The organism is Bacillus coreaensis (assembly GCF_050586445.1).
Lineage (GTDB): Bacteria > Bacillota > Bacilli > Bacillales > Cytobacillaceae > Robertmurraya_A > Robertmurraya_A coreaensis.
Window position 1 is genome coordinate 244,007 of the sequence record NZ_JBOCCY010000005.1, and the last position, 23,171, is coordinate 267,177.

The following is a 23,171-nucleotide window of genomic DNA, read 5'->3' on the forward strand; positions in this document are numbered from 1 at the left end:
ACGAACAAGTCTGAACAGATAGAGTTTGGAGGGATAAATATGCGTGTGAACATTACATTAGCTTGCACTGAAACTGGTGATCGTAACTATATCACTACAAAAAATAAGCGCAATAACCCAGATCGTATCGAGCTGAAAAAATATTGCCCAAGATTAAAGCGAGTTACTTTACACCGTGAAACAAAATAAGCAGTAGGGTCATTCCCACTGCTTTTTTTTGTGTTTACAAACAACTATTCAGATACTAGGGGGAAAATCATTGACTAATAAAAGGTCCCTTCGCTCCATCCTTCAACAAGATCTTCAGCAAAAGCCACAACAACAATATGAAAGCCAATCCAATCAGATTGCTACTCGTTTATTCAAAACAGAGGAGTGGAAGGACGCTACTACTATTGCAATCACTATTTCGAGAACACCTGAAGTAGATACATACCCTATCATCCGAAAAGCCTGGAAAACAGGGAAAACGATTGTTGTTCCAAAGTGTCACAAGCAGACTCGTACAATGACTTTTCATGTAATTCAAACTTTTGAACAGCTAGAATCCGTCTTTTTTGGTCTTCTAGAACCAATTGTCAGTCAAACGGTTGAAGTTCATAAAAGTAAAATAGATTTAGTTATTGTTCCAGGCTTAGGATATACAACAAAAGGCTACCGTATCGGTTTCGGTGGTGGTTATTATGATCGTTTTTTAAGTGATTATGAAGGAAAGACCATCTCTTTGGCTTTTCCAGAGCAAATCTTATCTTCCCTTCCGTTAGAACCACATGATATACCTGTAAAAAAGCTAATTACCCCAGAGGAGGTTTTTAGTAGTGATTGAATATATCCTAATCCCTTCCTTTATCATTTTGGCATCTCTTCTTGGGTATGCCTTGCGCTTCTTGACAAAGTCAGGAAGCGTTTCAGCCGTTTTTGTGGGTTTACTTATTTGCTTTAGCTTAGGGATAAAAGGTTTGATTTTATTAGGGATATTTTTTGCTTCTTCAAGTCTTTGGTCTATATACAAAAGGAAGGACAAGATGGCAGTCGAGGAGATGCATGCGAAGGGTTCAAGGCGGGATTATCAGCAAGTGTTGGCCAATGGTGGAATGGCGGCGCTAATAAGCGTTTTGTATGGATTCTTTCAAACCAACAGTTTACTTTTAGCTTTTTGTGTTTTTATTGCTACTTCTAACTCTGATACTTGGGCATCGGAAATTGGCACGTTAAGTAAAAGACGTCCTTATTCTGTTCGTACTTTTTCAGTTGTTGAAAGAGGAACGTCGGGAGCAGTCAGTATGTTAGGCACAATGGCAGCGATAGCTGGTGCAATGGTGATTTCATATTCATCTTACGTGTTATTCAACTTGCAAATATCTGAATTTTGGATGATTTTCCTTTTGGGGTTTCTTGGCAATGTCATTGATACTTTCCTCGGTGCATATGTACAAGCGTTATATAGATGTTCACACTGTGGTGTGGAAACCGAGAAAATGGTTCATTGTCAAAGAAAAACAGCCCTAATAAGAGGTAGGAAATTCTTTAATAATGACGTAGTTAACTTTATATCTGGCTTTGCTCCTGCGATTGCGATATTGTTAATGTATTAGGTCATGAAAATAAATGATTGTGGAAACGATAAGTAATGAACTAAGGAGGGAATGGAATGAAAAATCATGTTAATCGCGTAGCTCTAATTGGAACAGGTGCTGTAGGTTCGAGTTATGCATTTGCACTGTTAAACCAAGGGGTAACGGAAGAGCTAGTGCTAATTGATTTAAATAAAGAAAAATCAGAAGGTGATGCTATGGATTTAAACCATGGGATGCCTTTTGCTCCAAGCCCAACAAAGATATGGTTTGGTGATTATAGTGATTGTAAAGATGCTGATTTAGTTGTCATCTGTGCAGGGGCAAATCAAAAGCCGGGTGAAACAAGATTAGACCTAGTTGAAAAAAATACCCATATTTTTAAAGGGATTGTTGAGCAAGTTATGGCAAATTCCTTTGATGGTATTTTTTTAGTTGCTACAAATCCGGTTGATATTTTAACCTATGCTGTCTGGAAATTTTCTGGCCTGCCTAAGGAGAGAGTCATCGGATCTGGTACGATTCTTGATACAGCAAGGTTTCGCTACCTGTTAGGAGATTATTTCGATGTGGATACAAGAAATGTTCATGCCTACATTATCGGTGAGCATGGTGATACAGAGCTTCCTGTATGGAGTCGCGCTGATATTGCCGGGATTCCAATTTCACAATGGATTAAGAAAAATAGTGAGTATAAGCAAGCGGATTTAGAGGAGCTATTTCTTAATGTAAGGGATGCAGCTTATCACATTATTGAAAGAAAAGGTGCGACTTTTTATGGAATCGCCATGGGCTTAGTTCGTGTAACAAAAGCGATTCTGCAAAATGAAAATTCGGTTCTTACTGTTTCAGCCCATCTTAATGGAGAATACGATCAAAATGATGTATACATAGGCGTACCTGCAGTAGTAAACAGAAATGGGATTAGAGAAGTAGTCCATTTAGATTTAGATGAAACAGAGAAGGTAAAGTTTGCTCACTCTGTTAAAGTGCTAAAAAAGACAATGGAACCTGTCATGAAGATTGAAAAATGATTTTTATTTGTCATGGATAAAAATGAATTTGACGTTTCAAACTATAGGTAGGAGGGATGAAAATGTCACGTTTATTTTCCATGGTATTAGTTGGTATTGGTGGATATTATGCCTATAAGAATCGTTTTCGATTGGTAAATATCGTACTCGGTAGTCCAATGATAAGAAGAATGGTTGTTAGTTCCTTAATGAATGTACCGTATGTTAGAAATTTAATGACAAAAACGGTATTCTCTGGACGTACTGCCTATTAATAAAAAAGACCAAAGTTTTGTGCTTTGGTCTTTTTTATGTGCGTTTACCTTTCGTAAAAGGGCCAAACTCAAAACTTTTTTATTAGGAACTAATCTCGTATATAATGTGAGTAAATGTTTGTAAAGGAAAGAGGGGGAAGCTTGAACAAATTAGAAGATTATTTATTTTGGAAGCTTGCGCATTTTCTTGTTCATAAAAAGGAGTATCGACTATTAAAGACCTCACCTTCGCAAGAGGAATTGTGGTTTGAAAAAGTAGAAAACAAACAAGTACCAATTATTCGTCTTAGACGGATCGACTTAGACTGGAGCAATTGGCTTTCTCGAGATATTGAGAATTGTGGAAACAATGGTGAAGTAATCCGACGTCAATTGATTCGCGGCGAGGCAAACGTATTAAATTTATATTTGTCATCTTATCCACCGGTTGATGACTATGATTTTCTGCTTTCCGAAAAAAAGATTCTCAAAACAAATATCATCACAAAGTTGATTACACGGGACACATATAATAAGGAAATATCTGAATTGGAACATGTATTTAGTGAAGAAATACCACTTGAGGGCAAGGAAGAATACTCTCTAGATGAAATTGAACTCTTAAAAAACGCTACGTTAGAAACAGCAATTCATCGTATAAAAATTGAGAAGTCGATGTTTGAAAATGGAAAACCCTTTTTTACATATTTCTTCATAGTCCTTCAAATCATCGCTTTCCTTTTTCTTGAGTGGAAAGGTGGAAGCACAAATACAGCCACACTCATTAAGTATGGTGCGAAGTTCAATCCGCTTATTATAGAGGGAGAATGGTGGAGGTTTTTAACACCCATTCTACTTCATATTGGATTTTTTCATTTGTTTATGAATACATTGGCGTTGTACTATCTTGGCCCTACGATTGAAAGAATATATGGACGAATGAGATTTCTTTTTATATATTTGGTCGCTGGTTTTAGCGGCTCACTGGCAAGTTTTTTATTCACTACAAGTCTTTCAGCTGGTGCAAGTGGAGCAATTTTTGGCTGCTTTGGAGCTCTTCTATACTTTGGGCTTAACTATCGTTCCCTCTTCTTTCGGACAATGGGCTTTAATGTTCTTGTTGTCATTGCCATCAACCTGTCTCTTGGTTTTACGATCCCAGGAATTGATAACGCTGGCCATCTTGGTGGTCTTGTAGGAGGATTTCTAGCCGCATCGATTGTCCATTTTCCAAAATTCAAAAAATGGGTACAGCAAACATTTTTTTTATTCCTTACTCTATCTGCGATGGGTAGTATGTTATGGTATGGCTACACAAATCCAGAAAAAATTACAGATTCACAATCGGTGATGATTCTGTCTCAGGTATATCTTCAAGATGAAAACTATGATAAAGCTTATCGTTTATTGACTAATGCTATTCAAACACATCAGTCTTCTGCAGAATTATTTTTTCAGCTTTCTTATGTTGAGATTAAACGAAATGATCTATCTTCTGCGGAAAATCATTTACTAAGAGCAATTGAACTTGATAAATATTTTCATGAGGCATTCTTTAATCTGTCCCTCATTTACTATGAATTAGGAAACAAAGAAGAGTCACTAACATATGCACAAAAAGCAGCAAAGCTTGCTCCCGATCGAGAGGAGTATCAAAGTTTTATAGACAAATTACAACAATAAATTCATTTTTCTTTAAGGTGATGTTTTATAGCATTACCTTTTTTCTATTGATAGCGTATGTTTTTTTGGGGGGATGTCTATGATGTTGAAGTATACATGGAAATGTTTGGAGCAAGTTCTTTAATTGAACGAGGTGACGCTATGGAAGCAGTAAAACATAAGGTGAGTTCAAAACTACATACCAATACAAGTTATTTAAGGGATGCTCTAGGTGTTGATAAAAGCTTTGATGTTATTCAGTTAGATGTAGAATACGCAGAGAAAGGAATGGCGTTTTATTTTGTCGATGGCTTTGTAAAAGATGATATTCTTCATTATTTAATGAAGCTGTTGGCTGATTTAAAGAAGGAACAGCTTGAGCCTGATGCACTGAGTGCGTTGCTTAAAACGTATATTCCTTATGTCGAAGTAGAAACTACCGACGATTTGGATAAGGTTGTCGACACCGTATTAGCAGGTCCTACAGCTCTTCTTGTAGATGGGATACCAACGGCCATTCTAATTGATGCAAGAACTTATCCAGTTCGTGGTCCTCAAGAGCCGGATATTGAAAGGGTGGTTAGGGGAGCAAGAGATGGCTTTGTCGAGACACTAGTTTTTAATACAGCCTTGACTCGAAGAAGAGTAAGAGACCGTACGTTGCGGATGGAATATTTGCAGGTCGGAAGAAGATCAAAGACGGATATTGTCATTAGTTATATAGAAGATATTGCCGATCCCCATATGGTTAAACAGTTGAAAGAAGCTATATCAAAAATTGATACGGATGGCTTACCGATGGCAGATAAAACAATCGAAGAGTATTTATCAGGTAGACATTGGAACCCGTTCCCTGTTATTCGATATACCGAAAGGCCAGATACAGCGGCTACCCATTTATATGAGGGACATGTATGTATTATCGTCGATGGGTCACCGAGTGTGATCATTGCCCCGGTTACCTTTTGGCATCATCTGCAGCATGCAGAGGAGTATCGGAACAAACCTATTGTTGGTGCGTATCTTAGATTAGTACGTTTTATTGCGGTGTGGTCTTCTATCTTTTTGTTGCCCATGTGGTATTTATTAGCGACGAATAAAGAATTGTTACCAAAAGCTCTTGCCTTCATAGGGCCAAATGAGATGGGACAAATTCCCCTCTTTTTACAGTTTCTTCTGATTGAGATTGGGCTCGATGTACTAAGGATGGCAGCTATTCATACTCCATCAGCGTTAGCCACTGCACTTGGTCTTGTAGCAGCCTTGATGATTGGACAAGTTGCTGTCGAAGTAGGATTATTGAGTAATGAAGTCATATTATACTTCTCTATTGCAGCTCTTGGAACGTTTGCAACACCAAGCTATGAGTTAAGCTTAGCATCAAGACTAGTAAGGCTGTGCTTACTAATTTTTACAGCGCTATTCCATACGATCGGATTTGTGGTAGGGACCGGATTACTAATCCTTTTGCTCGCAAATATGAAATCTTTTGGTGTCCCATATCTTTGGCCATTCATCCCCTTTGATATAAAAGCACTAAAAGATGTTCTAATTCGATCCCCCATTCCTTTGAAAAGTAAGAGGCCAGAAATTTTACATCCCAAAGATCCCGATAGATAACGCATGTCTTTCTTTTTGAAAGGCATATTTTTTTTGTAGTATTGAGTAAAGCTTGTTTTTCGATTATACTTTTTATGAAAGCGTTTGTACAAGCTTTCACAATTTAGTACTTGAGGTAATTAGATGAAGAATACATACGATATTCAACAATTTTTAAAGAAGTTTGGAACCATTATTTACGTTGGAGACCGCCTTGCTGATTTAGAGTTGATGGAGGAAGAACTGAAGGAATTATATCAATCTCAGTTGATTGAAGAACAGGACTTTCAAACGGCATTATTTATTGTCCGTCATGAAATTCAACAATTAAAAAATAAAGAATAGTAGGTGTAAATATGACAGATAAGTGGTTGGTTGGGGTAGATTTAGGAGGAACAACAACAAAGCTTGCTTTTATTAATCAATACGGTGAAATCTTAAAAAAATGGGAAATTCCAACAGATAATAGCAATAAGGGGAAAAATATTACGATTAATATAGCCAAATCAATCGATCAGGCACTTGAAGAATTAGACCAGCCTAAAAGTAAGCTTTTAGGGATAGGGATGGGTGCACCTGGTCCAGTGGATTATGCAACAGGCATTATCTACAACGTTGTAAATTTAGGATGGGATGATAACTATCCTTTAAAGGATTTATTAGAAGTAGAAACTTCCTTACCTGCGATCATCGATAATGATGCTAACTGTGCCGCACTTGGTGAAATGTGGAAGGGTGCTGGTAATGGTGGGAAGGATATCGTAGCTGTCACGTTAGGAACAGGCGTTGGAGGTGGTGTGATCGCTAACGGACATATTGTTCAAGGTGTAAGTGGAGCTGCTGGTGAAATTGGTCATATTACATCCATCCCTGTCGGTGGAGCCCCTTGCAACTGTGGGAAAACAGGCTGCTTAGAGACTATAGCTTCAGCAACAGGTATCGTTCGAATAGGAAAAGAAAAGCTTCAGGCGGCACATGATTCAAGTGGAGAACTTGCATCAATATATCGTGAAGAAGGTACCATCTCAGCCAAAAATATATTTGATAGTGCGAGAAATGGGGATGCGCTTGCAAAAGAAGTAATTGAGGAAGTAAGTTTCCATCTTGGATTATCATTAGCGAATATTGCTAACACACTTAACCCTGAGAAAATTGTTCTTGGTGGAGGAGTTTCAAAAGCGGGAGATATTTTACTAGACAGCGTTCGCCAAAACTTTGAAAAATACGCCTTCTCACGAGTAAAAGAATCAACAAAAATCGCTGTTGCGACACTTGGAAATGATGCAGGTGTGATTGGTGCAGCTTGGTTAATAAGGGATTATGTAAGTAAGTAATATGGGAGGAGCCTCTACATTTATTGTGGAGGTTCTTTTTTATTTTTAAAAAAATTGGACAAAGTTGAAACTATTTTTAGGTTTCAAACGTCTATTATTAGGGTAATATGGAGGTCAGTCATTTAACATTCTACAAAACAATTATAATGATGAGTTTGATTTTTCGTTAAAAAAGTATTAAGATTATTTTTGGTTAACTATAATTCTACCAAAATATACCATTGACCAAAGATACAGGAGGTACCTGCTGCATGAACAAGTTGAAGTGGTCAAAGTTCTCTTTGATTGCAATTGCAATCGTATTGCTCTGGATAAAAACGTATATCGTTTATAAAACTAGCTTTGATATTAAAATTGAAAACTGGAGACAAGAATTTATATTATTTATAAATCCGCTAAGTTTCCTAATGTTTATCTTTGGTATTGGCTTGTTTTTAAAGGGGAAAAGTCAAAACCGATTCATTATTACAACAAGTTTTCTTATGTCGGCCGTTTTGTTTGGTAATGTTGTTTTTTATCGTTTCTTTAATGATTTCTTAACGATACCGGTATTGTTTCAAACAAGTAATATGGCGGACTTAGGAAGCAGTGTGAATGAACTATTAGAATGGAAGGATCTTTTATATTTCACTGATTTCTTTCTTATTGTTGCTTTTGTTTTACGGAGACCAACATTAACAGAGCAGAAGAATCGTAATAAAGTAGTGATAAGTGCGTATTATTTACTTACTGCTGCCATTGCATTTTTTAATTTAGGATTGGCTGAAGCAGAAAGACCACAACTTCTTACTCGAACATTTGATAGAGAAATGCTTGTCAAAAATATTGGAACATACAATTACCATATTTACGATGCCTTTCTACAGTCCAAATCATCCGCACAAAGAGCATTAGCAGACGGCAGTGAATTGGTGGATATTGAAAACTATGTCCGAGCGAATTACAAGCGCCCTAGTGATGATATGTTTGGAATTGCCAAAGGAAAAAATGTGATATTAATTTCAATGGAATCAACTCAAAGTTTTGTCATTAATCAGGAAGTAAATGGGCAAGAAATTACTCCTTTCCTAAATCAATTTATTAAGGAAAGTTATTATTTTGATAACTTCTATCACCAAACCGCACAAGGAAAAACGTCAGATTCTGAGTTTATCGTTGAAAATTCTTTATATGGCTTAAGCCGCGGGGCAGTATTCTTTACTCATTCAGAAAATGAGTATCGAGCAACACCAGAAATACTAAATGAAAATGGGTATTACACAGCTTCTCTACATGCCAATAACAAGAGTTTCTGGAATCGTGATTTAATGTATGATTCATTAGGCTATACAAGATTCTATGCCCTAGGTGATTATGACGTAGATGAGACAAACTCGATTGGTTGGGGACTTAAAGATATTCCTTTCTTTGAACAATCGGTTGATCATTTATTAAATATGCCAAAACCATTTTACTCGAAATTTATTACTCTAACTAATCACTTCCCATTTGAACTTGGCGAGGAAGATTTGTATATTCAACCTTATGATTCTACTAATAAAACAGTAAATAATTATTTTCCTACGGTCCGCTATCAAGATGAAGCATTAAAACTCTTTATTGAGGAGCTAAAGGAAACTGGATTGTATGAGGAATCAATTATTATCCTTTATGGGGATCATTACGGAATTTCTGAAAATCATAATAAGACAATGGGTGAGTTTTTAGGAAAAGAAATTACACCGTTAGAGAGTACACAGCTTCAAAGAGTGCCATTAATCATTCATATTCCTGGGCAAGAAGGAAAGATTATCCACAATGTTTCAGGGCAGGTGGATTTAAAGCCTACCATCCTTCACTTACTTGGAATTGATACAAAGCAAAATATTGATTTTGGTTCGGATTTGTTTTCTAAAGACTTTACAGAGTTTACAGTGCTTCGTGACGGAAGTTTTATCACGAAGGATTATGTATACACGAAAGGCACATGTTATGACAAATCGACAGGGGAAGCAATTGATTCTGTTGATGCTTGCGAGCCATACATGGAAAAAGCGAAAAATGAGCTTGAGTACTCTGATAAAATTGTTTACGGAGATTTACTTCGGTTTTACGAAAAATCTGGGAATATCAAAAAAGAGACAAGTGAGTGATCAAAGAGAGGCCTACTTTTTGTAGGCTCTTTTTTATAGCTTCGTTTTCCTTATTCTTTCTAGGAATCTTTTTTCATCTTCTTCATATGAATCGATAAAGGAAGGAGATGATGGCCTTGAAAGTTAAGGTTCGGACAGGAGACTCATTGGATTATTATAGTCAATTATTTATGTTGCCAATTCATTTGCTGCTAGACGCTAACAAACTGACAAATGATACGATCCTTGAAAAAGGGCAAACGATACAGATTCCAGGATTTGAGCTAGAAACTCGTTGTATCGGCCAGAATGATGCTTTCTGGAGACTAGCTCTTCACTATAATCTCTCCATTGATGCATTATTGTTAGTCAATCAGAAGCGCAATCCCAACAGCTTTGAGCAAGGTGAAGTTGTTCATATTCCAAAGAGAATGATTAAACCAATCATACACGGGCAGACCTTTTATGATTCAGCCCAACTTGAAACAGATATTAAAAAGCTAGTTGAAGTGTACCCTTTTGTCTCAACAAATACCATTGGAGAAAGTGTACGTGGAAATCCAATTCATGAGCTGCGGTTTGGCAAGGGAGATTTGAAATTACACTATAATGCTTCTTTTCATGCGAATGAATGGATTACTACCCCGATTCTCCTGCAGCTAGTGAATACCTTTCTATTAGCATTAACCAATCAGAGATCGATCAGAGGAGTAGATATTCAGGCCCTTTATAACCGTGTGGATGTTTCTATCGTACCAATGGTAAATCCAGATGGAGTGGATTTGGTATTACATGGTCCGTTAGAAAGTGAATGGGATCATTTAAGAACCTACAACGGTGGGAGTAGTGATTTTGTAGGTTGGAAAGCAAATATTCGTGGGGTCGATCTAAATAATCAATTTCCGGCAAAATGGGAAATTGAAAAAGAGAGGAAAATACCAAAAGCACCGTCAGCTAGAGATTTCCCTGGTAATGAACCTTTAACAGAACCTGAGGCAATTGCAATGGCTCAACTTGCTAAAGAGAGAAATTTCCATCGACTGTTGGCCTTTCACTCACAGGGAGAAGAGTTTTATTGGGGTTATGAAGGGTTAGAACCTACTGAGGCACATTTGCTTGCAAATGAGTTTGAACGTGTCAGTGGATACCGTTCTGTACAGTATATCGACAGCCATGCAGGCTATAAGGATTGGTTTATTCAAGAGTTTAAACAGGCTGGGTTTACATTTGAACTTGGAAAAGGAATCAACCCACTTCCATTATCACAGTATAGAAAGATATACCATGAGATGCTAGGGGTTTTTTTAGCTGCCATGTATGTTTAGGAAAGATTTTACTTGTTCACCGTAATAGAGAAAGGTAAAATAAATTTAATTGTCTTTAAGGAGGAAAAGAATAGTGTTTTCAGTAAAAATTAAACATGCACTTTATCTCATTCTTTTCCTTCTATTTGTTGTTCTATTATTTGGGTGTAGTAAGGAAAGTGTACCAAATAGCTTACCTCAATCATTACATAATATAGAGTTAAAAAAGAAGGAAATACCCCTTTCCTTCATTGGTGGTGAGGTTATGCTACCAATTAAAGAAATGAAGGGAAGTTTTTCTTCCGGTAATGGCTGGTTAGATAATCAAACAATACTGTATGTTACCGATACTAGTGACGGGTCCGCCTTATATTCCTATGACTTAGTAGTAGGTCAGTCAACACTGTTGTATTCGAGTGTCTATCCTATTGTTTCGGTAACTGTTAGCCCTACTAGAAGCAGTATACTTATTCATTCCTCACCTAATTCAAGCACTGGTTTGGTGACGATTATCTCGTCTAGTGGAAAAATCATCTTGTCGTCAGAGATACCTTCAAATGAATTGGCTATCGAATGGAATGAGTATAATGAAAATCTTTTGCTAATTTCGAGCTTTACAGAAGATTGGCAGTATCAAACCTATACATTAGATATAAGCAATAATACACTTGCTCAAATAATCATCCCTCAACCATTTGCGTATTGGAGTAATGTAAACGAACTTCTGTATCTCGATTGGCGTACGGATAGACCATCGCTTTCTGCACCTTTAAAAAAATATAATATTAATAGTAAAGTAAGTAAGGATGTCTTGAAGGATGTCTATCAGGTTGATGTTTTTTCGAAACACACGCTTAGCATAACTATAGACTCTAATGAGGAATCAACTGTAGGAAACTACACATTTTATGACCAGGATTTTCAAGTGAAGTCAAGATTGTTGTTGCCACAGCTGTCTAATTTTTCAGGATGGTCCGTTCCTTTTTATGATTATAACAAGGGGTCTCACACATTCTATACATTTAAGCCAGAATATAGTTCGGAGATTGACACTTATAAAGGGACGTTTGACCTTATTAAGTTTTCAATCGAGTCTAATGAGGAGCTAGTTGTAATCGAAGACTTAGTAAATGAACCTATCAGCTGTTCCCCTAACGGAACATTATGTCTGTACGGGTACAGCCTAGAAAACCTCCTCCTCCTTGGTGAAAAAAAGAAAATAGGTTTAATAGAAGAATAAAAAGGACTGCGAAAATTTCTTTTCGCAGTCCTTTTTTATTGCATCGCTATGGTGTTAGTGTGTTGCTGGATATCCATGGTGGATCACAGTCATAACTGTAAAGAAACCGAAAATAGCTAAAGTTCCTACAGCAAAAAATAGTCCAAGGAAATTTTTGTTTTTTAGTGAACTAAATGCTCCATATGCTGCTAGCAATGTAACTAAAGCAAATATAATGACCAATCCCACTTTGACAGCCCCCTTTATCAAATGGTAAAGACAAATGCCTTTTATCATTTCGTGCATATTTCAGTATTTTATGTAACGTAAGTGTTTACATTCGTATTTTATTGTATCGGTTTTTTTTCCATTTGTCGAGGTTTAAAAATGACACTTTCTTGACGTCAATTCTGTTGAGCAATATTTCTCCTTTCCATAAAACTAGTGTAAAATATTCTTAAGATCAAATGATATGGAGGAAAATCTTATGAAATGGGAACAGGTTCCCCTCGGTCCGTTACAAACCAATAGCTATATCGTAACCGAAGGAAATCATTGCCTCGTTATTGACCCGGGGGATGAAGGGAAAAAACTTATTCAATTACTAGAAAAGAGAAAAGTGGTACCACAAGCAATCCTGTTGACACATGCTCATTTTGACCATATTGGAGCAGTAGACATCATTAGAGACCACTATCGTGTACCCGTGTACATACATAAGAAAGAAGAAAACTGGTTAGGAGATCCATCTTTAAACGGTTCGAAATTCTTTATGATGCCAGTCTCTACATCAGTAAATTCAGCAAATCATTTCTTTGAAAAGGAAGAAACCATAACCATTGGAGACTTTACTTTTTCCGTGTTTGAGACGCCTGGACACTCTCCAGGTAGTGTCTCGTTTTACTTCGAAGAAGCAGAATTTGTTATTTCAGGAGATGCGTTGTTTCAGCAGAGCATCGGGAGGACAGACCTGCCTGGGGGGAATCATGAACAGCTTCTTAAGAGTATTCATAGTAAACTACTTGTACTCCCCGAGCAAACGTTAGTATTGCCTGGACATGGATACACAACAACTATTGGTGACGAGATGGATTCCAATCCGTTTTTAAATGGTTTTTAACAAATGAAAAGACCCTTCTCAAGTTGAGTAGGGTCTTTTCATAGGGATACTACCATTCCTTTTTGGGAGGGATGGTTAATTACTATAAGATATTATAAAATAAATACTGTGTCAATAGAGGATAGTGGGGATATGCTAGTGAAGGAAAAGATAAAAGAATTGATCACTTCATCCAATTGTCAGCAAATCTCTTATGCTGAATATATGTCAGTAGCTTTGTATGATAGCGAAAGTGGATATTATATGAAAGCTGGAGAGAAGGTTGGTCGTCAAGGGGATTTTATTACAACAAGTAACATTGGAAATATTTATGGGCAGCTAATTGCAAGGTGGTACTATAAGCAAGTATCCAAGGGGGTTATCCCTGCTTTTGTTTGTGAAATCGGGGCTGGATCAGGAAGATTTGCTCAAGCATTTTTGGAAGAATGGAGTATATTAACTACCGATCCTATTACATATTTCATCTTAGAGGCTAGTCCTTTTCATCAGCAACTTATTCAAAAAGCGATAGATGATGATAAAATTAAAATAATTAATAACTTGAGTGAGCTTAAAGGCTTTCAAGGAATGATTCTTTCGAATGAGTTATTCGATGCTCTCCCGGTACATGTGATCGAGAAGAGAAAGGGGATCCTTCATGAAGTGATGATTACGGTAGAGAACGAGGATTTAAAGGAGTTATTAGTACCTCTAGTAAACACGAATGTTCAATCTTATGTGACAGAATATATGCGAAACTTGCGAGAAGACGAGCGTGCGGAAGTACCCTTAGCGATGGGTGAATTTATAAAAGGGATTTCAAAAATAATTGATTCAGGAATTTTGCTATCTGTTGATTACGGTTATACTGACTCAGAATGGGAAGAACCAGGTCGCTCACAAGGTAGCTTAAGGGGATATGCGAAACACACAATGAAAACAAATCTCCTTGCACACCCAGGTGAGATGGATATCACCTCACATGTACAGTGGGATCCTTTCATTCAGATTGGAAAAAAGTATGGCCTTAACTTAGAACGATTTATGAGGCAAGATGAATTCTTCTTACAAATTGGTATTTTAGATTTATTAAAAGATCATTATGATCCAAATCCCTTTTCGGAACAAAGTAAACGAAACCGAGCGATTAGGAGTTTAATCACTCCGGGTGGAATGAGTAGCCACTTTCAAGTAGTCGTTCAATCGAAAAACATATCAAAGGAGTTCTCTATATAATAAAAAGCGATGGATCAATCCCATCGCTTTTTCCCCTTTTTCATGGGGCTTCGTTCCTATTAATGTCCGCCAGCACCTGGTGTCATCATAAATGTTGTCCAGTATGTAAAGCCAACGAAGAACACTGTTAAATAGGCACCGAAAATATAAATATACATACGTTCAGAAAGCTTTAGGTAGCTTAACAGAATGAAAAACCCCGTTTGACCAAAGAATAGCAATGATGTTTGTGGCATATGCCCTAGGTAGAACATAACGGCAAAAATACCTGTCCAAAACCCCATTACTCTAAACATACGATCCATATGATCCCTCCTTTTCACCCTACAAGTCCCTTACCTTACAATATTATAATGTAAACGCTATGAAAAAGTAAACAGGAGTTTGTTTTTTTAATTCGTTATTAATGCTTGATAAGCACAAGCATCGCAGCCATTGATTATGTTTTGCTTCTCTACAAGTTCAACTTCATTAAATAGTGACTCAAACATCCCTTTTAAAAATTCGTGATGTGTTTCACAAACAGCATCTGGATGTTCTGTCGCGATTTCTTTAAATGGACAGTTGAAAATTTGGAAGTATATACGAGACTGATCTTCACTCACTTCGAATTCTGGATAAAATCCAGCCATGGTTGAAGCATTTTTTAACGTGTTTAACTTTTGTTCAAACGTCGGGAACTCTCCATTATGAGATCTGGCCATTTCTTGTTCAATCATTTCCTTACCAAATCTTTTCCCCGTCATTCGTAATACTTTATGACCTTCTTCTCCAAGAGAGAGCATGGATTCCATAGTAATTTTAGCTAACATTTGATAGTCTCGGAACGGAAAATTCAACTGAATAACGTCATCGGACAATCGGTATAACCGACTTGGTCTTCCGCCCTTGCCTGTTTTTTTTGTTTCCGAGATTAGCATATTCACATCTTCAAGCTTAGAAAGATGTAATCTTGCTACGTTCGGATGAATATTAAAATTGTCTGCAATTTCTTGAACGGTAACTTCTTGATGTCTTTTTGTAATGTACTGATAAATGTAATAACGAGTTGGGTCCGATAATACATTTGTTATTTTTAATGTTTGTTCCATCTTAGCCACACCTCTCGGATCTCCTTAAATTTATTCCATTATAATACAGCCGACGGTAGTAAAAACTGTATTCACTGTAAGTTTATAAAATGTTCACAACTTGTTGGCGAAATATTGAACAAATAACTATACAAAAGTTATACAAAAGGTTAAAATATATTTAACAAAATAATGAAAACAACTTAAAAGGCGGGGAAAAGGATGAATGATTTGACATTTTTCACTTATCCAAGTTGTACATCTTGTCGTAAAACGAAAAAGTGGCTGACAGCCAATAGAGTTGCATATGAGGAGAGGCATTTATTTAAAGAAACACCGACAAGTGAGGAACTAAAAGAATTACTATCTCTTACCACAGAGGGATTGGACGAATTGCTTGCCACAAGAAGTCGAATATTTAAAAGTCTAAATCAAGATGTGAATGATCTTACTCTTTCACAGGTTATCAATATGGTCGTCGAAGAACCGAGATTGCTAAAAAGACCTATTGTTACTGATGGAAAAAAATTAGTGGTCGGTTACAACCCAGACGCATTGAAGAGTATTGTGAACAAAAAAATAATTAAAAAAAGCAGCTAACAGTAAGAAAAAAAGGGAAGACGGCCGTCTTCCCTTTTTTCTTTGTTGTCCAGCTACGAAAGCTAGCCCCTCGGGGTCATAAGCCAAATCTCTCCGGAAGGCGGGCCTTCCTGCAAGATTCGTCTTATGCCTGTCGGGGCTGAACAAGCTTTCTCCGCTTTTCTAACTGGGCTAGCTGGATTCGAACCAACGCATGACGGAGTCAAAGTCCGTTGCCTTACCGCTTGGCTATAGCCCATCTTTGTAATAATTAATGATGTAAATACTGTGTTTGTACTAATTATTATGGTTGCTTTGTTGAAAAATATACACACTTTTTCTCCCATCATTTACTATTGAAATGATACGATAGGTTTATCCAAATGAAAAGGTGGTGTCTTATTGGTGACTTCGATTGAAGAATTAGCTGATCGAATGTTGAAGGATGCTGTTACAAAGCAAGCAACCGATATCCACATTATCCCCCGAAAGCATGACACTCTTGTTCAATTCAGAGTGGCACATCGCCTCGTCACTCGCTACTCGCTCCCTATTGAAGAATGTGAAAGGCTAATCTCCCATTTTAAATTTAGTGCATCCATGGATATCGGGGAAAAAAGACGTCCTCAAAACGGTTCTTATTCGATAGTAGTCGATCATCAGCAAATTGGTTTACGCCTCTCTACTCTTCCTGGCAACAAAAAAGAAAGTTTAGTCATACGACTGCTCCCCGAGCACCAATCAATTCCTTCCTACCAAGTTTCCTTATTCCCTTATATGACCAATAAGCTTCTTGCCTTACTTAAACATGCCCACGGATTAATTATCTTGACTGGTCCAACCGGAAGTGGGAAAACCACTACCTTATACACCTTGCTCGAAAAGAGCACGAATTTATTTGACCGAAATGTGATTGCTTTAGAAGATCCAATTGAAAAGGAAAGTGACGCTGTTTTACAGGTTCAAGTGAATGAAAAGGCTGGAATATCCTATGCGGCTGGATTGAAAGCCATCCTTCGTCACGATCCAGATATTATTATGGTGGGGGAAATTAGGGACAGTGAGACAGCCAAAACTGCCGTTAGAGCTGCATTGACAGGCCATCTTGTGTTATCAACCATGCACACTAGAGATGCAAAGGGGGCTATTTATCGGCTCCTAGAGTTTGGAGTAGATTGGATTGAAATTGAACAAACGCTAGTTGCAGTAACAGCTCAAAGGTTAGTAGAACTTAGTTGTACACTCTGTACAACAGAATGTACAAACGCTTGTTTTGTTTGTGATCGTTCAAAAAAAGCATGTGTCTTTGAGATATTAGCTGGTCAACCTTTAAGTCATGTTATAAATGAAGCAAGAGGGGAGAAAAGAGCGTATGACTATATAACTCTAAGAAAGGTCATATCAAAGGGAATCGCATTAGGGTTTATCAAAGAAACGGAGTATGATCGATGGGTGTTAGACAATGAAATCAAATAAGTGGCTATTAACGGAGCAATCCAACTTGTTAAAACATGTGGGAGAATTACTGGATAGGGGCTACTCTCTTGCCGAAGCGTTGGAATCTACTTCCTTGCAGATGGCTGAAGGGAAGAAATTCGAACTTAATAACAGCATTAAATTATTAAGAGAGGGCTTCGCTTTTTCGTTAGTGATTCAAAAATTAGGCTTTCATCAAACCTTAGTTAGCTATGTGTATTTTGCAGAGCAACATGGTGGCCAAGCTCATGCATATATAGAAGCAAGTAATTATATGATGAAGCAGCAGAAAGACAAGAAAGAACTAATTAAAATAGTAACTTATCCTCTTATTCTTGTTTTTACTACTATTCTCCTTTTTGTGTTTGTTGATCAATTTCTTTTACCAAAGTTTGTCTCTCTCTTTCAGTCCATGGGCTTACCTTCAAACCTCTTTACAGAGGTTATTATCCTTATTGGTTCTACATTCCCTTTCATTAGCATTCTCTTTGTCGTAACTCTACTTATTTTTGCTAGTTACTATCTTTTTGTGTTCAAAAACTATTCCGCCATGAAACAAAAGAAGATTTTAGTATCCATTCCTTGGTGTGGTGTGTTTTTCCAATTATTAATCACTCACTATTTTTCTGTGCAAATGAGTTATTTGCTAGGAGGGGGACTTTCGATTTATGAGGCGGTAAGTCTCTTCGAAGGAAATAAGGAAAACAAGTTTGATCAAGAACTAGGAGCTTATTTAAAGCAACATTTATTAAAAGGGACTAGTCTTGAAGAAATTATTAAAAAGCAAAAGATATTTGAACGTGATTTGCCGATGGTCATTCAGCACGGGCAAAAAAATGGCCGTCTTGATCAAGAGCTTCTTTTCTTTAGCAGTTATTGTATGAATAGATTCCAAGAAAAAGTGAATCATATTATGAAATTTATTCAACCGTCTATTTATCTAATTGTAGGATTATTGGTTATTTCAATGTATTTATCCATCCTACTCCCAATGTTTCATTTAATGGATGGTATATAAAACTTAAGGAGAGTAAAAAATGAAAAAATTCATCCAAAATGAGAAGGCTTTTACACTTATTGAAATGATGATTGTTTTGCTTGTGATTTCAGTATTATTAATCATTGCAGTTCCGAATATCAGTAAGCATAACAGCAATATAAAGGAAAAAGGATGTGAAGCTTTTATAAAAATGGTAGAAGCACAGGTTCAGTCCTTTGAAATGGACAATAATCGTTTGCCAACTGGTCTGGCAGAATTGCAAACAGAAGGGTTTTTACAAGAAAACCAATCCTCCTGTCCAAATGGAGATATCGTGACAATCTCATCTACGGGAGTGGTCTCAACTAATAATGAATAACAATCATGGGTTTACTTTAATAGAATCTATTTTTGTGTTAAGTATGTTTGCTTTGATTGTCTCGTTTTCTTTTCTTTTTGTTCGTCCTCAAATGTTTTTCCTCGATAAACAGCTCTTTTTTTCTCAATTCAAAGATGACCTTTATTACATGCAACAATATGCTATCTCAAATCATACAGTTGTTTCTGTAAATATCTTCCCCCTATCTCATCGATATTACGCTAAGGATCAAAATGGAAAATTTATTGTCGATCGAACATACTCAAATAAAGTGAACATTCGAGAAGGTTCACAAAATTTGTATTTTCGATATAACACCTCTGGAAATATAAATACATTTGGTACTTTGTATATCGATATACAAGCAGAACGGTATAAATTTACGTTTAACATAGGGAAGGGGAGATTTCATGTTGTACAAAACTAATGGATTTTTCCTTGTGGAACTTTTGCTTTCTCTGTCAATTTGGTTGGTACTAACATTATTTTTACTACCAATGTATATTCAGGTGAGCAAGCAGTCGCTTAACAACCAATATAGTCGTGAGGCATCAAAGATATTATATGACTCTTTACAGGAAGCAATGTTTACCGGAGTTATCAAAGACCAATTAACAGTACAGAGAAAAGGGAAGCCATTTACTGTGACAAAGGAAGTGTCTAAAAATGAGGTGTGTGTAAGCTATGAAAATTCCTTCAAAAAGGAAGTTCTCATATGTGACAGTTTTCAATAATCAGGGATTTACTTTAGTAGAGATGTTGGTATCTTTCACGATTTATTGTATGCTTGCGTCTTTTTTACCTTATATTTTTTCAATTATTTTAAACATGAACCATGTTGCGAACCGTACACAACAACTAGAATTCGAGCTCTTTATTAGTCAGTTAAATACGGAGCTTCAAGGTTGTGATTATGTTGAGGTGAAAAACGGCAAGCTTTATTTGCAAAGTGTTGGGGAATTAGTCACGTATGAGAAATATGGACCATATATCCGTCGCCTGGTGCAACTTCAAGGGCATGAAATAGTGTTGCAAAATATAAGTAGTGTTGAGTTCAATCAAAATCAAAATAGTATCTCCATTCTTGTTATTGGTAACAATCATGTTGTATATGAGGACGAACTGTTTCCTTTCCTTCAGGTGGTGGGAGGCCCATGAATGAAAAGGGATTTATGTATCCTATTAGTTTGTGTATTTTTCTACTAGTCTCACTTTTTTTAACAATTGAGTTTAATCAGTATGTATCGGAAAAAGGGATAGTGTCCTCAGTCAATCAACAAGAAAAACGACAGTATTTATTTTTGCTCACATCCAAGAGGATTTCTGAGGAAATGGCAGGCGGTGTAATTCCTATAGATGGAATGGCAACATACACAAACGCCAAAGTGACGTATACAGTTAAACAGATTTCTAACCAATATGTAGAAGTTACTTATTTTATGATTCAGGGTACACTTTCTGTTAAAGCGATAGCCCAGTATGAGATAAGAAGCGGAAAATTAGTAAGATGGATGTTACCAGTGTAGCACCCTATGGGTTTAGTTAACTAGTATTTGGTCATACTGTTAATGACTATAAGGGAGGCAAGAACATGAGCGCAATAAATGATTATGTGAAATACATTACACAAACGGTAGTGAAATATATTGATCAACCGAAGGAAGAAAGAAAAAAGCTGAGGAAGGAAAAAAAAGAAACGAGAGAAGCATTTGCTTTTCGCTGGTTTGGTATTCTTCCATATGTCATTATGATGAACAAAGGAAAGAGAGAGAAATCATTTAAAGGGAATGACAAATAAGTCATTCCCTTTAAATCGCTTTTTCAGATAAGTAAAAAATACCACCGTTAATAATCGAAATTTGAACTTTTGGCTCGTATTGCTCCTGTAAGGCTCGTTTTTCATTATCATAGCTCTCGCCTTTTTCCTCCGCATCTTCATAAAAATGCTCCAGCAACCTCAAGTCTTTTGACCAGCGTTCTCTAGCCTCATTTGCCCATGTATGATCTTCTTCAAGAATGTTTGAGCGAATCATATTCTGAATTCGCGTTACCCCACTATTCGGCATAATAAGTGGTGATAAGGTAAAGGAGTAGTCAGGTATTTTGCGAGCTAATTGTAATTTTATCAGTTCATCGTGGAAGTTCTCGATCATTTGTCCATTAATTAATTGTAGACCTATCGACCGAAAGACATCTCTTTTACGGTCACATTGATAGGAGATTTTTACGTTCATACCTAACCAAGGACGTAATGGTACTTGTTGACCCATGGTTGCTTGATGATCTTCATAGAGTCGAATATATCCAGCAAGGTTTTTAGATGAGTTGAATATTTGATGAAGTCTTGGTGAACCAAAGTGTATGACTTCTCCTTTAATATCGTCAGGTGTCTTTTTTTGATCTGTAATAAGCGTAAGTTTCATAGGGTTTGGAACTCCACCTGTTTTTTCTAAGTAATGCCAGTAAAACGGGCGATTCATTAATTCCTTATCTAGTTCAACCGTTAATTGCACAGTTAAATATGAGCCGGTATTCTCGAGTATCTCACATTGATTAGCAGTAAAGTACTTCACCAAAAAATTATGAATTTCCTGTTGCTGCACGATAATCACCTTCCTTAACTTCTTCTGCAAATTGAATCATGGAGGCTAGGTTGTCCATTTTTATTCGCATTTCCCCTTCAGAGGTGGAGTTTCCGAATATATCTGAAAGATGATCCTCAAAGCTACCAAACTCTAAACGAGTCAGAATATCATCGAGATCACCAATCACTTTTTCAAATAAATTAATTTTTTCATGTAGTAGCTTTAAAACATGTTCTTCCACAGTTCCTTTAGTTGCAAAATTATAAATCATTACGTCTTTTTCTTGCCCAAGGCGATGAATTCTCCCGATACGTTGCTCTAGTCTCATGGGATTCCAAGGCAAATCAAAATTAATGATATGATTACAGAACTGAAGATTAATTCCTTCTCCTCCTGCTTCTGTTGCAATAAGGACCTGTACATTGTTTTCAAAAAGCTGTCTCATCCAATCTTTTTTACCTCTTTTAAATCCTCCGCGGAAAGGAACGGAGCTGATTCCGTTTTGCTTTAAAAACCATTGAAGGTAGAGCTGAGTGGCTCGGTATTCCGTAAAGATAATAACCTTATCATTTACTTGTTGAATCAGTTCAAGCGCTTTTACCGCCTTGGAATTCGTATGTACGGCGTTTACCTTCTCGATTAAATATGTGATTTGATCTTGATATTCCTTTGATGGGTTTTCCTTCTTTTCAAGCATATTTTTTAATGTGAAAAAGACTGCTTCTCTACTACTGCATGCTTCTCTTTGCAGAGTCATGACTGAGAAAGCGGATGTGGTTGTCCAGTCTCCCTCTGACCGTAGTTCAGTAACAGAATCATACAAGTCCTGCTCTTCCTTAGTAAGCTCAATAGGAATAGTTTCAACTTGTCTTTTCGTCCATTCAATACCTGTGTCTGCTCGACGATTTCTGATCATCACTTTATTTACAAGCTCTTTTAAATGTTCATTATCGTTGATATCTCGGGAATCTTTTTTATATTTTTCATTAAATACAGATTCATTTCCTAAATGGCCTGGTTTTAAAAGTGAGACAAGGTTGAAAATCTCGCCAATTCGATTTTGAATTGGGGTTGCTGTTAGAAGTAAGCAGAATTTTTTCTTTAAGCTTTGTACAAATTCATAGTTTTTTGTTTTATTGTTTTTTAATTTATGTGCTTCATCAATAATAATAAGATCATAATCTTGAGAGAGAATGATTTCTCTATGGGGAGCCCGTTTCGCTGTATCAATAGAAGATACGACCACATCACACTGTTCCCACACATAGCTTTTACGTTGAGAAACTGCCGGAATATAAAACTTACTTGTTAACTCATATGACCATTGGGTCACAAGGGAGGCGGGTACAAGAATGAGGACTTTTTTTACAAGACCTCTGATCATGTATTCTTTTAAAATAAGTCCTGCTTCAATCGTTTTCCCTAGACCTACCTCATCTGCAAGGATAGCTTTTCCGTTCATGTTTTCAACTACTTGCTTGGCCACTTCTAACTGATGGGGAAGCGGTGTTAATTGAGGAAGATGTTTGGGAGCTTGTAATCCCTCAAAATTATCAATAACCGTATGTTTTTCAACTTCTACCGCTAGTTTATATAACTCAAAGTTCCCCCAAGGGCCATCATTTGAAATTTTCTCTACCAGCCCCTCCTGCCAAGTGGAATCAAACTCAATCTCTACCGTCATAAAAACAACTCCCT

The 23,171-nt window shown here is 36.8% G+C and carries 28 protein-coding genes and 1 tRNA gene; 23 read left to right on the forward strand and 6 right to left on the reverse strand.

The genetic code is table 11. The features are described from left to right. Positions 1 to 39: 39 nt before the first annotated feature. The 12 genes from rpmG to ACQ5H4_RS10525 all read left to right on the forward strand — a co-directional run bounded on the left by rpmG (position 40) and on the right by ACQ5H4_RS10525 (position 12,091). On the forward strand, positions 40 to 189 hold the full coding sequence (gene rpmG / locus ACQ5H4_RS10470; RefSeq protein ID WP_066049658.1) for a 50S ribosomal protein L33: 150 nt from the start codon (positions 40 to 42) through the stop codon (positions 187 to 189). A gap of 70 nt (positions 190 to 259) precedes the next feature. After that, positions 260 to 826 carry a 5-formyltetrahydrofolate cyclo-ligase gene (locus tag ACQ5H4_RS10475; RefSeq protein WP_430774871.1) on the forward strand — a complete coding sequence of 189 codons (567 nt, stop codon included), beginning with the start codon at positions 260 to 262 and terminating at the stop codon, positions 824 to 826. Further along, the gene (locus ACQ5H4_RS10480; protein ID WP_430774872.1) at positions 819 to 1,595 is read left to right on the forward strand and encodes a DUF92 domain-containing protein; all 777 of its coding nucleotides are present in this window, start codon (positions 819 to 821) and stop codon (positions 1,593 to 1,595) included. Before ACQ5H4_RS10475 ends, ACQ5H4_RS10480 begins: the two co-directional genes overlap by 8 nt. 56 nt (positions 1,596 to 1,651) lie before the next feature. Then, positions 1,652 to 2,608, forward strand: a complete 957-nt coding sequence (locus tag ACQ5H4_RS10485) for an L-lactate dehydrogenase (RefSeq protein WP_430774873.1) — start codon at positions 1,652 to 1,654, stop codon at positions 2,606 to 2,608. A gap of 62 nt (positions 2,609 to 2,670) precedes the next feature. Further along, the gene (locus ACQ5H4_RS10490) at positions 2,671 to 2,862 is read left to right on the forward strand and encodes a hypothetical protein (protein ID WP_430774874.1); all 192 of its coding nucleotides are present in this window, start codon (positions 2,671 to 2,673) and stop codon (positions 2,860 to 2,862) included. A 141-nt stretch (positions 2,863 to 3,003) separates the two neighbouring features. Further along, entirely contained in the window at positions 3,004 to 4,524 is a 1,521-nt protein-coding gene (locus ACQ5H4_RS10495) for a rhomboid family intramembrane serine protease (RefSeq protein WP_430774875.1), read from the forward strand. Between the two features lie 141 nt (positions 4,525 to 4,665). Continuing rightward, positions 4,666 to 6,123 carry a spore germination protein gene (locus tag ACQ5H4_RS10500; protein ID WP_430774876.1) on the forward strand — a complete coding sequence of 486 codons (1,458 nt, stop codon included), beginning with the start codon at positions 4,666 to 4,668 and terminating at the stop codon, positions 6,121 to 6,123. A 123-nt stretch (positions 6,124 to 6,246) separates the two neighbouring features. Then, positions 6,247 to 6,447 carry a YqgQ family protein gene (locus ACQ5H4_RS10505; protein WP_119709126.1) on the forward strand — a complete coding sequence of 67 codons (201 nt, stop codon included), beginning with the start codon at positions 6,247 to 6,249 and terminating at the stop codon, positions 6,445 to 6,447. A gap of 11 nt (positions 6,448 to 6,458) precedes the next feature. Then, a complete protein-coding gene (locus ACQ5H4_RS10510) occupies positions 6,459 to 7,436 on the forward strand; it encodes an ROK family glucokinase (RefSeq protein ID WP_430774877.1) in 978 nt (325 codons plus the stop codon). A 251-nt stretch (positions 7,437 to 7,687) separates the two neighbouring features. Then, entirely contained in the window at positions 7,688 to 9,568 is a 1,881-nt protein-coding gene (locus tag ACQ5H4_RS10515; protein WP_430774878.1) for an LTA synthase family protein, read from the forward strand. Positions 9,569 to 9,684: 116 nt separating this feature from the next. Further along, positions 9,685 to 10,872, forward strand: a complete 1,188-nt coding sequence (locus ACQ5H4_RS10520) for a M14 family metallopeptidase (RefSeq protein WP_430774879.1) — start codon at positions 9,685 to 9,687, stop codon at positions 10,870 to 10,872. Between the two features lie 73 nt (positions 10,873 to 10,945). Further along, the gene (locus tag ACQ5H4_RS10525; RefSeq protein WP_430774880.1) at positions 10,946 to 12,091 is read left to right on the forward strand and encodes a YqgU-like beta propeller domain-containing protein; all 1,146 of its coding nucleotides are present in this window, start codon (positions 10,946 to 10,948) and stop codon (positions 12,089 to 12,091) included. Positions 12,092 to 12,145: 54 nt separating this feature from the next. Here ACQ5H4_RS10525 and ACQ5H4_RS10530 read toward each other — a convergent pair whose 3' ends face one another. Next, positions 12,146 to 12,319, reverse strand: a complete 174-nt coding sequence (locus ACQ5H4_RS10530) for a DUF2759 domain-containing protein (RefSeq protein WP_251514305.1) — start codon at positions 12,317 to 12,319, stop codon at positions 12,146 to 12,148. 238 nt (positions 12,320 to 12,557) lie between these two features. Between ACQ5H4_RS10530 and ACQ5H4_RS10535 the strand changes: the two genes are divergently transcribed. Both ACQ5H4_RS10535 and ACQ5H4_RS10540 read left to right on the forward strand, forming a co-directional pair. Then, a complete protein-coding gene (locus ACQ5H4_RS10535; RefSeq protein WP_430774881.1) occupies positions 12,558 to 13,190 on the forward strand; it encodes an MBL fold metallo-hydrolase in 633 nt (210 codons plus the stop codon). A 138-nt stretch (positions 13,191 to 13,328) separates the two neighbouring features. Further along, the gene (locus ACQ5H4_RS10540; RefSeq protein ID WP_430774882.1) at positions 13,329 to 14,405 is read left to right on the forward strand and encodes a class I SAM-dependent methyltransferase; all 1,077 of its coding nucleotides are present in this window, start codon (positions 13,329 to 13,331) and stop codon (positions 14,403 to 14,405) included. A gap of 59 nt (positions 14,406 to 14,464) precedes the next feature. On the opposite strand, the gene ACQ5H4_RS10545 is transcribed toward ACQ5H4_RS10540, so the two are convergent. Next, positions 14,465 to 14,710 (reverse strand): DUF2626 domain-containing protein, encoded by a 246-nt coding sequence (locus tag ACQ5H4_RS10545; protein ID WP_066049620.1) that lies wholly within the window; start codon positions 14,708 to 14,710, stop codon positions 14,465 to 14,467. Positions 14,711 to 14,797: 87 nt separating this feature from the next. Next, on the reverse strand, positions 14,798 to 15,496 hold the full coding sequence (locus ACQ5H4_RS10550) for a helix-turn-helix transcriptional regulator (RefSeq protein WP_430774883.1): 699 nt from the start codon (positions 15,494 to 15,496) through the stop codon (positions 14,798 to 14,800). Positions 15,497 to 15,697: 201 nt separating this feature from the next. On the opposite strand from ACQ5H4_RS10550, the gene ACQ5H4_RS10555 reads away from it, so the two are divergent. Further along, entirely contained in the window at positions 15,698 to 16,075 is a 378-nt protein-coding gene (locus ACQ5H4_RS10555) for a Spx/MgsR family RNA polymerase-binding regulatory protein (protein ID WP_430774884.1), read from the forward strand. A gap of 166 nt (positions 16,076 to 16,241) precedes the next feature. Here the strand turns inward: ACQ5H4_RS10555 and ACQ5H4_RS10560 are convergent. Further along, positions 16,242 to 16,313 (reverse strand) — tRNA-Gln (locus ACQ5H4_RS10560). Between the two features lie 146 nt (positions 16,314 to 16,459). Here ACQ5H4_RS10560 and comGA point away from each other — a divergent pair. The 8 genes from comGA (at position 16,460) to ACQ5H4_RS10600 (ending at position 20,686) form a co-directional block, all read left to right on the forward strand. Next, positions 16,460 to 17,530 carry a competence type IV pilus ATPase ComGA gene (gene comGA, locus ACQ5H4_RS10565; RefSeq protein ID WP_430774952.1) on the forward strand — a complete coding sequence of 357 codons (1,071 nt, stop codon included), beginning with the start codon at positions 16,460 to 16,462 and terminating at the stop codon, positions 17,528 to 17,530. Continuing rightward, positions 17,517 to 18,548, forward strand: a complete 1,032-nt coding sequence (comGB, locus tag ACQ5H4_RS10570; protein WP_430774885.1) for a competence type IV pilus assembly protein ComGB — start codon at positions 17,517 to 17,519, stop codon at positions 18,546 to 18,548. Before comGA ends, comGB begins: the two co-directional genes overlap by 14 nt. A gap of 19 nt (positions 18,549 to 18,567) precedes the next feature. Then, positions 18,568 to 18,888, forward strand: a complete 321-nt coding sequence (gene comGC, locus ACQ5H4_RS10575) for a competence type IV pilus major pilin ComGC (RefSeq protein WP_430774886.1) — start codon at positions 18,568 to 18,570, stop codon at positions 18,886 to 18,888. Next, positions 18,881 to 19,315: a competence type IV pilus minor pilin ComGD gene (comGD, locus tag ACQ5H4_RS10580; RefSeq protein WP_430774887.1), complete on the forward strand. Its 435-nt coding sequence runs from the start codon at positions 18,881 to 18,883 to the stop codon at positions 19,313 to 19,315. Before comGC ends, comGD begins: the two co-directional genes overlap by 8 nt. Then, positions 19,299 to 19,622: a competence type IV pilus minor pilin ComGE gene (gene comGE, locus ACQ5H4_RS10585; RefSeq protein ID WP_430774888.1), complete on the forward strand. Its 324-nt coding sequence runs from the start codon at positions 19,299 to 19,301 to the stop codon at positions 19,620 to 19,622. The genes comGD and comGE overlap by 17 nt, the downstream gene beginning before the upstream one ends. Beyond that, positions 19,606 to 20,046 carry a competence type IV pilus minor pilin ComGF gene (comGF, locus tag ACQ5H4_RS10590; RefSeq protein WP_430774889.1) on the forward strand — a complete coding sequence of 147 codons (441 nt, stop codon included), beginning with the start codon at positions 19,606 to 19,608 and terminating at the stop codon, positions 20,044 to 20,046. Before comGE ends, comGF begins: the two co-directional genes overlap by 17 nt. Continuing rightward, on the forward strand, positions 20,043 to 20,414 hold the full coding sequence (locus ACQ5H4_RS10595; protein WP_430774890.1) for a hypothetical protein: 372 nt from the start codon (positions 20,043 to 20,045) through the stop codon (positions 20,412 to 20,414). Before comGF ends, ACQ5H4_RS10595 begins: the two co-directional genes overlap by 4 nt. A 65-nt stretch (positions 20,415 to 20,479) precedes the next feature. Then, a complete protein-coding gene (locus tag ACQ5H4_RS10600) occupies positions 20,480 to 20,686 on the forward strand; it encodes a YqzE family protein (RefSeq protein ID WP_430774891.1) in 207 nt (68 codons plus the stop codon). Positions 20,687 to 20,696: 10 nt separating this feature from the next. On the opposite strand, the gene ACQ5H4_RS10605 is transcribed toward ACQ5H4_RS10600, so the two are convergent. Both ACQ5H4_RS10605 and ACQ5H4_RS10610 read right to left on the reverse strand, forming a co-directional pair. Continuing rightward, the gene (locus ACQ5H4_RS10605) at positions 20,697 to 21,491 is read right to left on the reverse strand and encodes a YqhG family protein (protein WP_430774892.1); all 795 of its coding nucleotides are present in this window, start codon (positions 21,489 to 21,491) and stop codon (positions 20,697 to 20,699) included. Beyond that, positions 21,469 to 23,157: a DEAD/DEAH box helicase gene (locus ACQ5H4_RS10610; RefSeq protein WP_430774893.1), complete on the reverse strand. Its 1,689-nt coding sequence runs from the start codon at positions 23,155 to 23,157 to the stop codon at positions 21,469 to 21,471. The genes ACQ5H4_RS10605 and ACQ5H4_RS10610 overlap by 23 nt, the downstream gene beginning before the upstream one ends. Between the last annotated feature and the right edge of the window lie 14 nt (positions 23,158 to 23,171).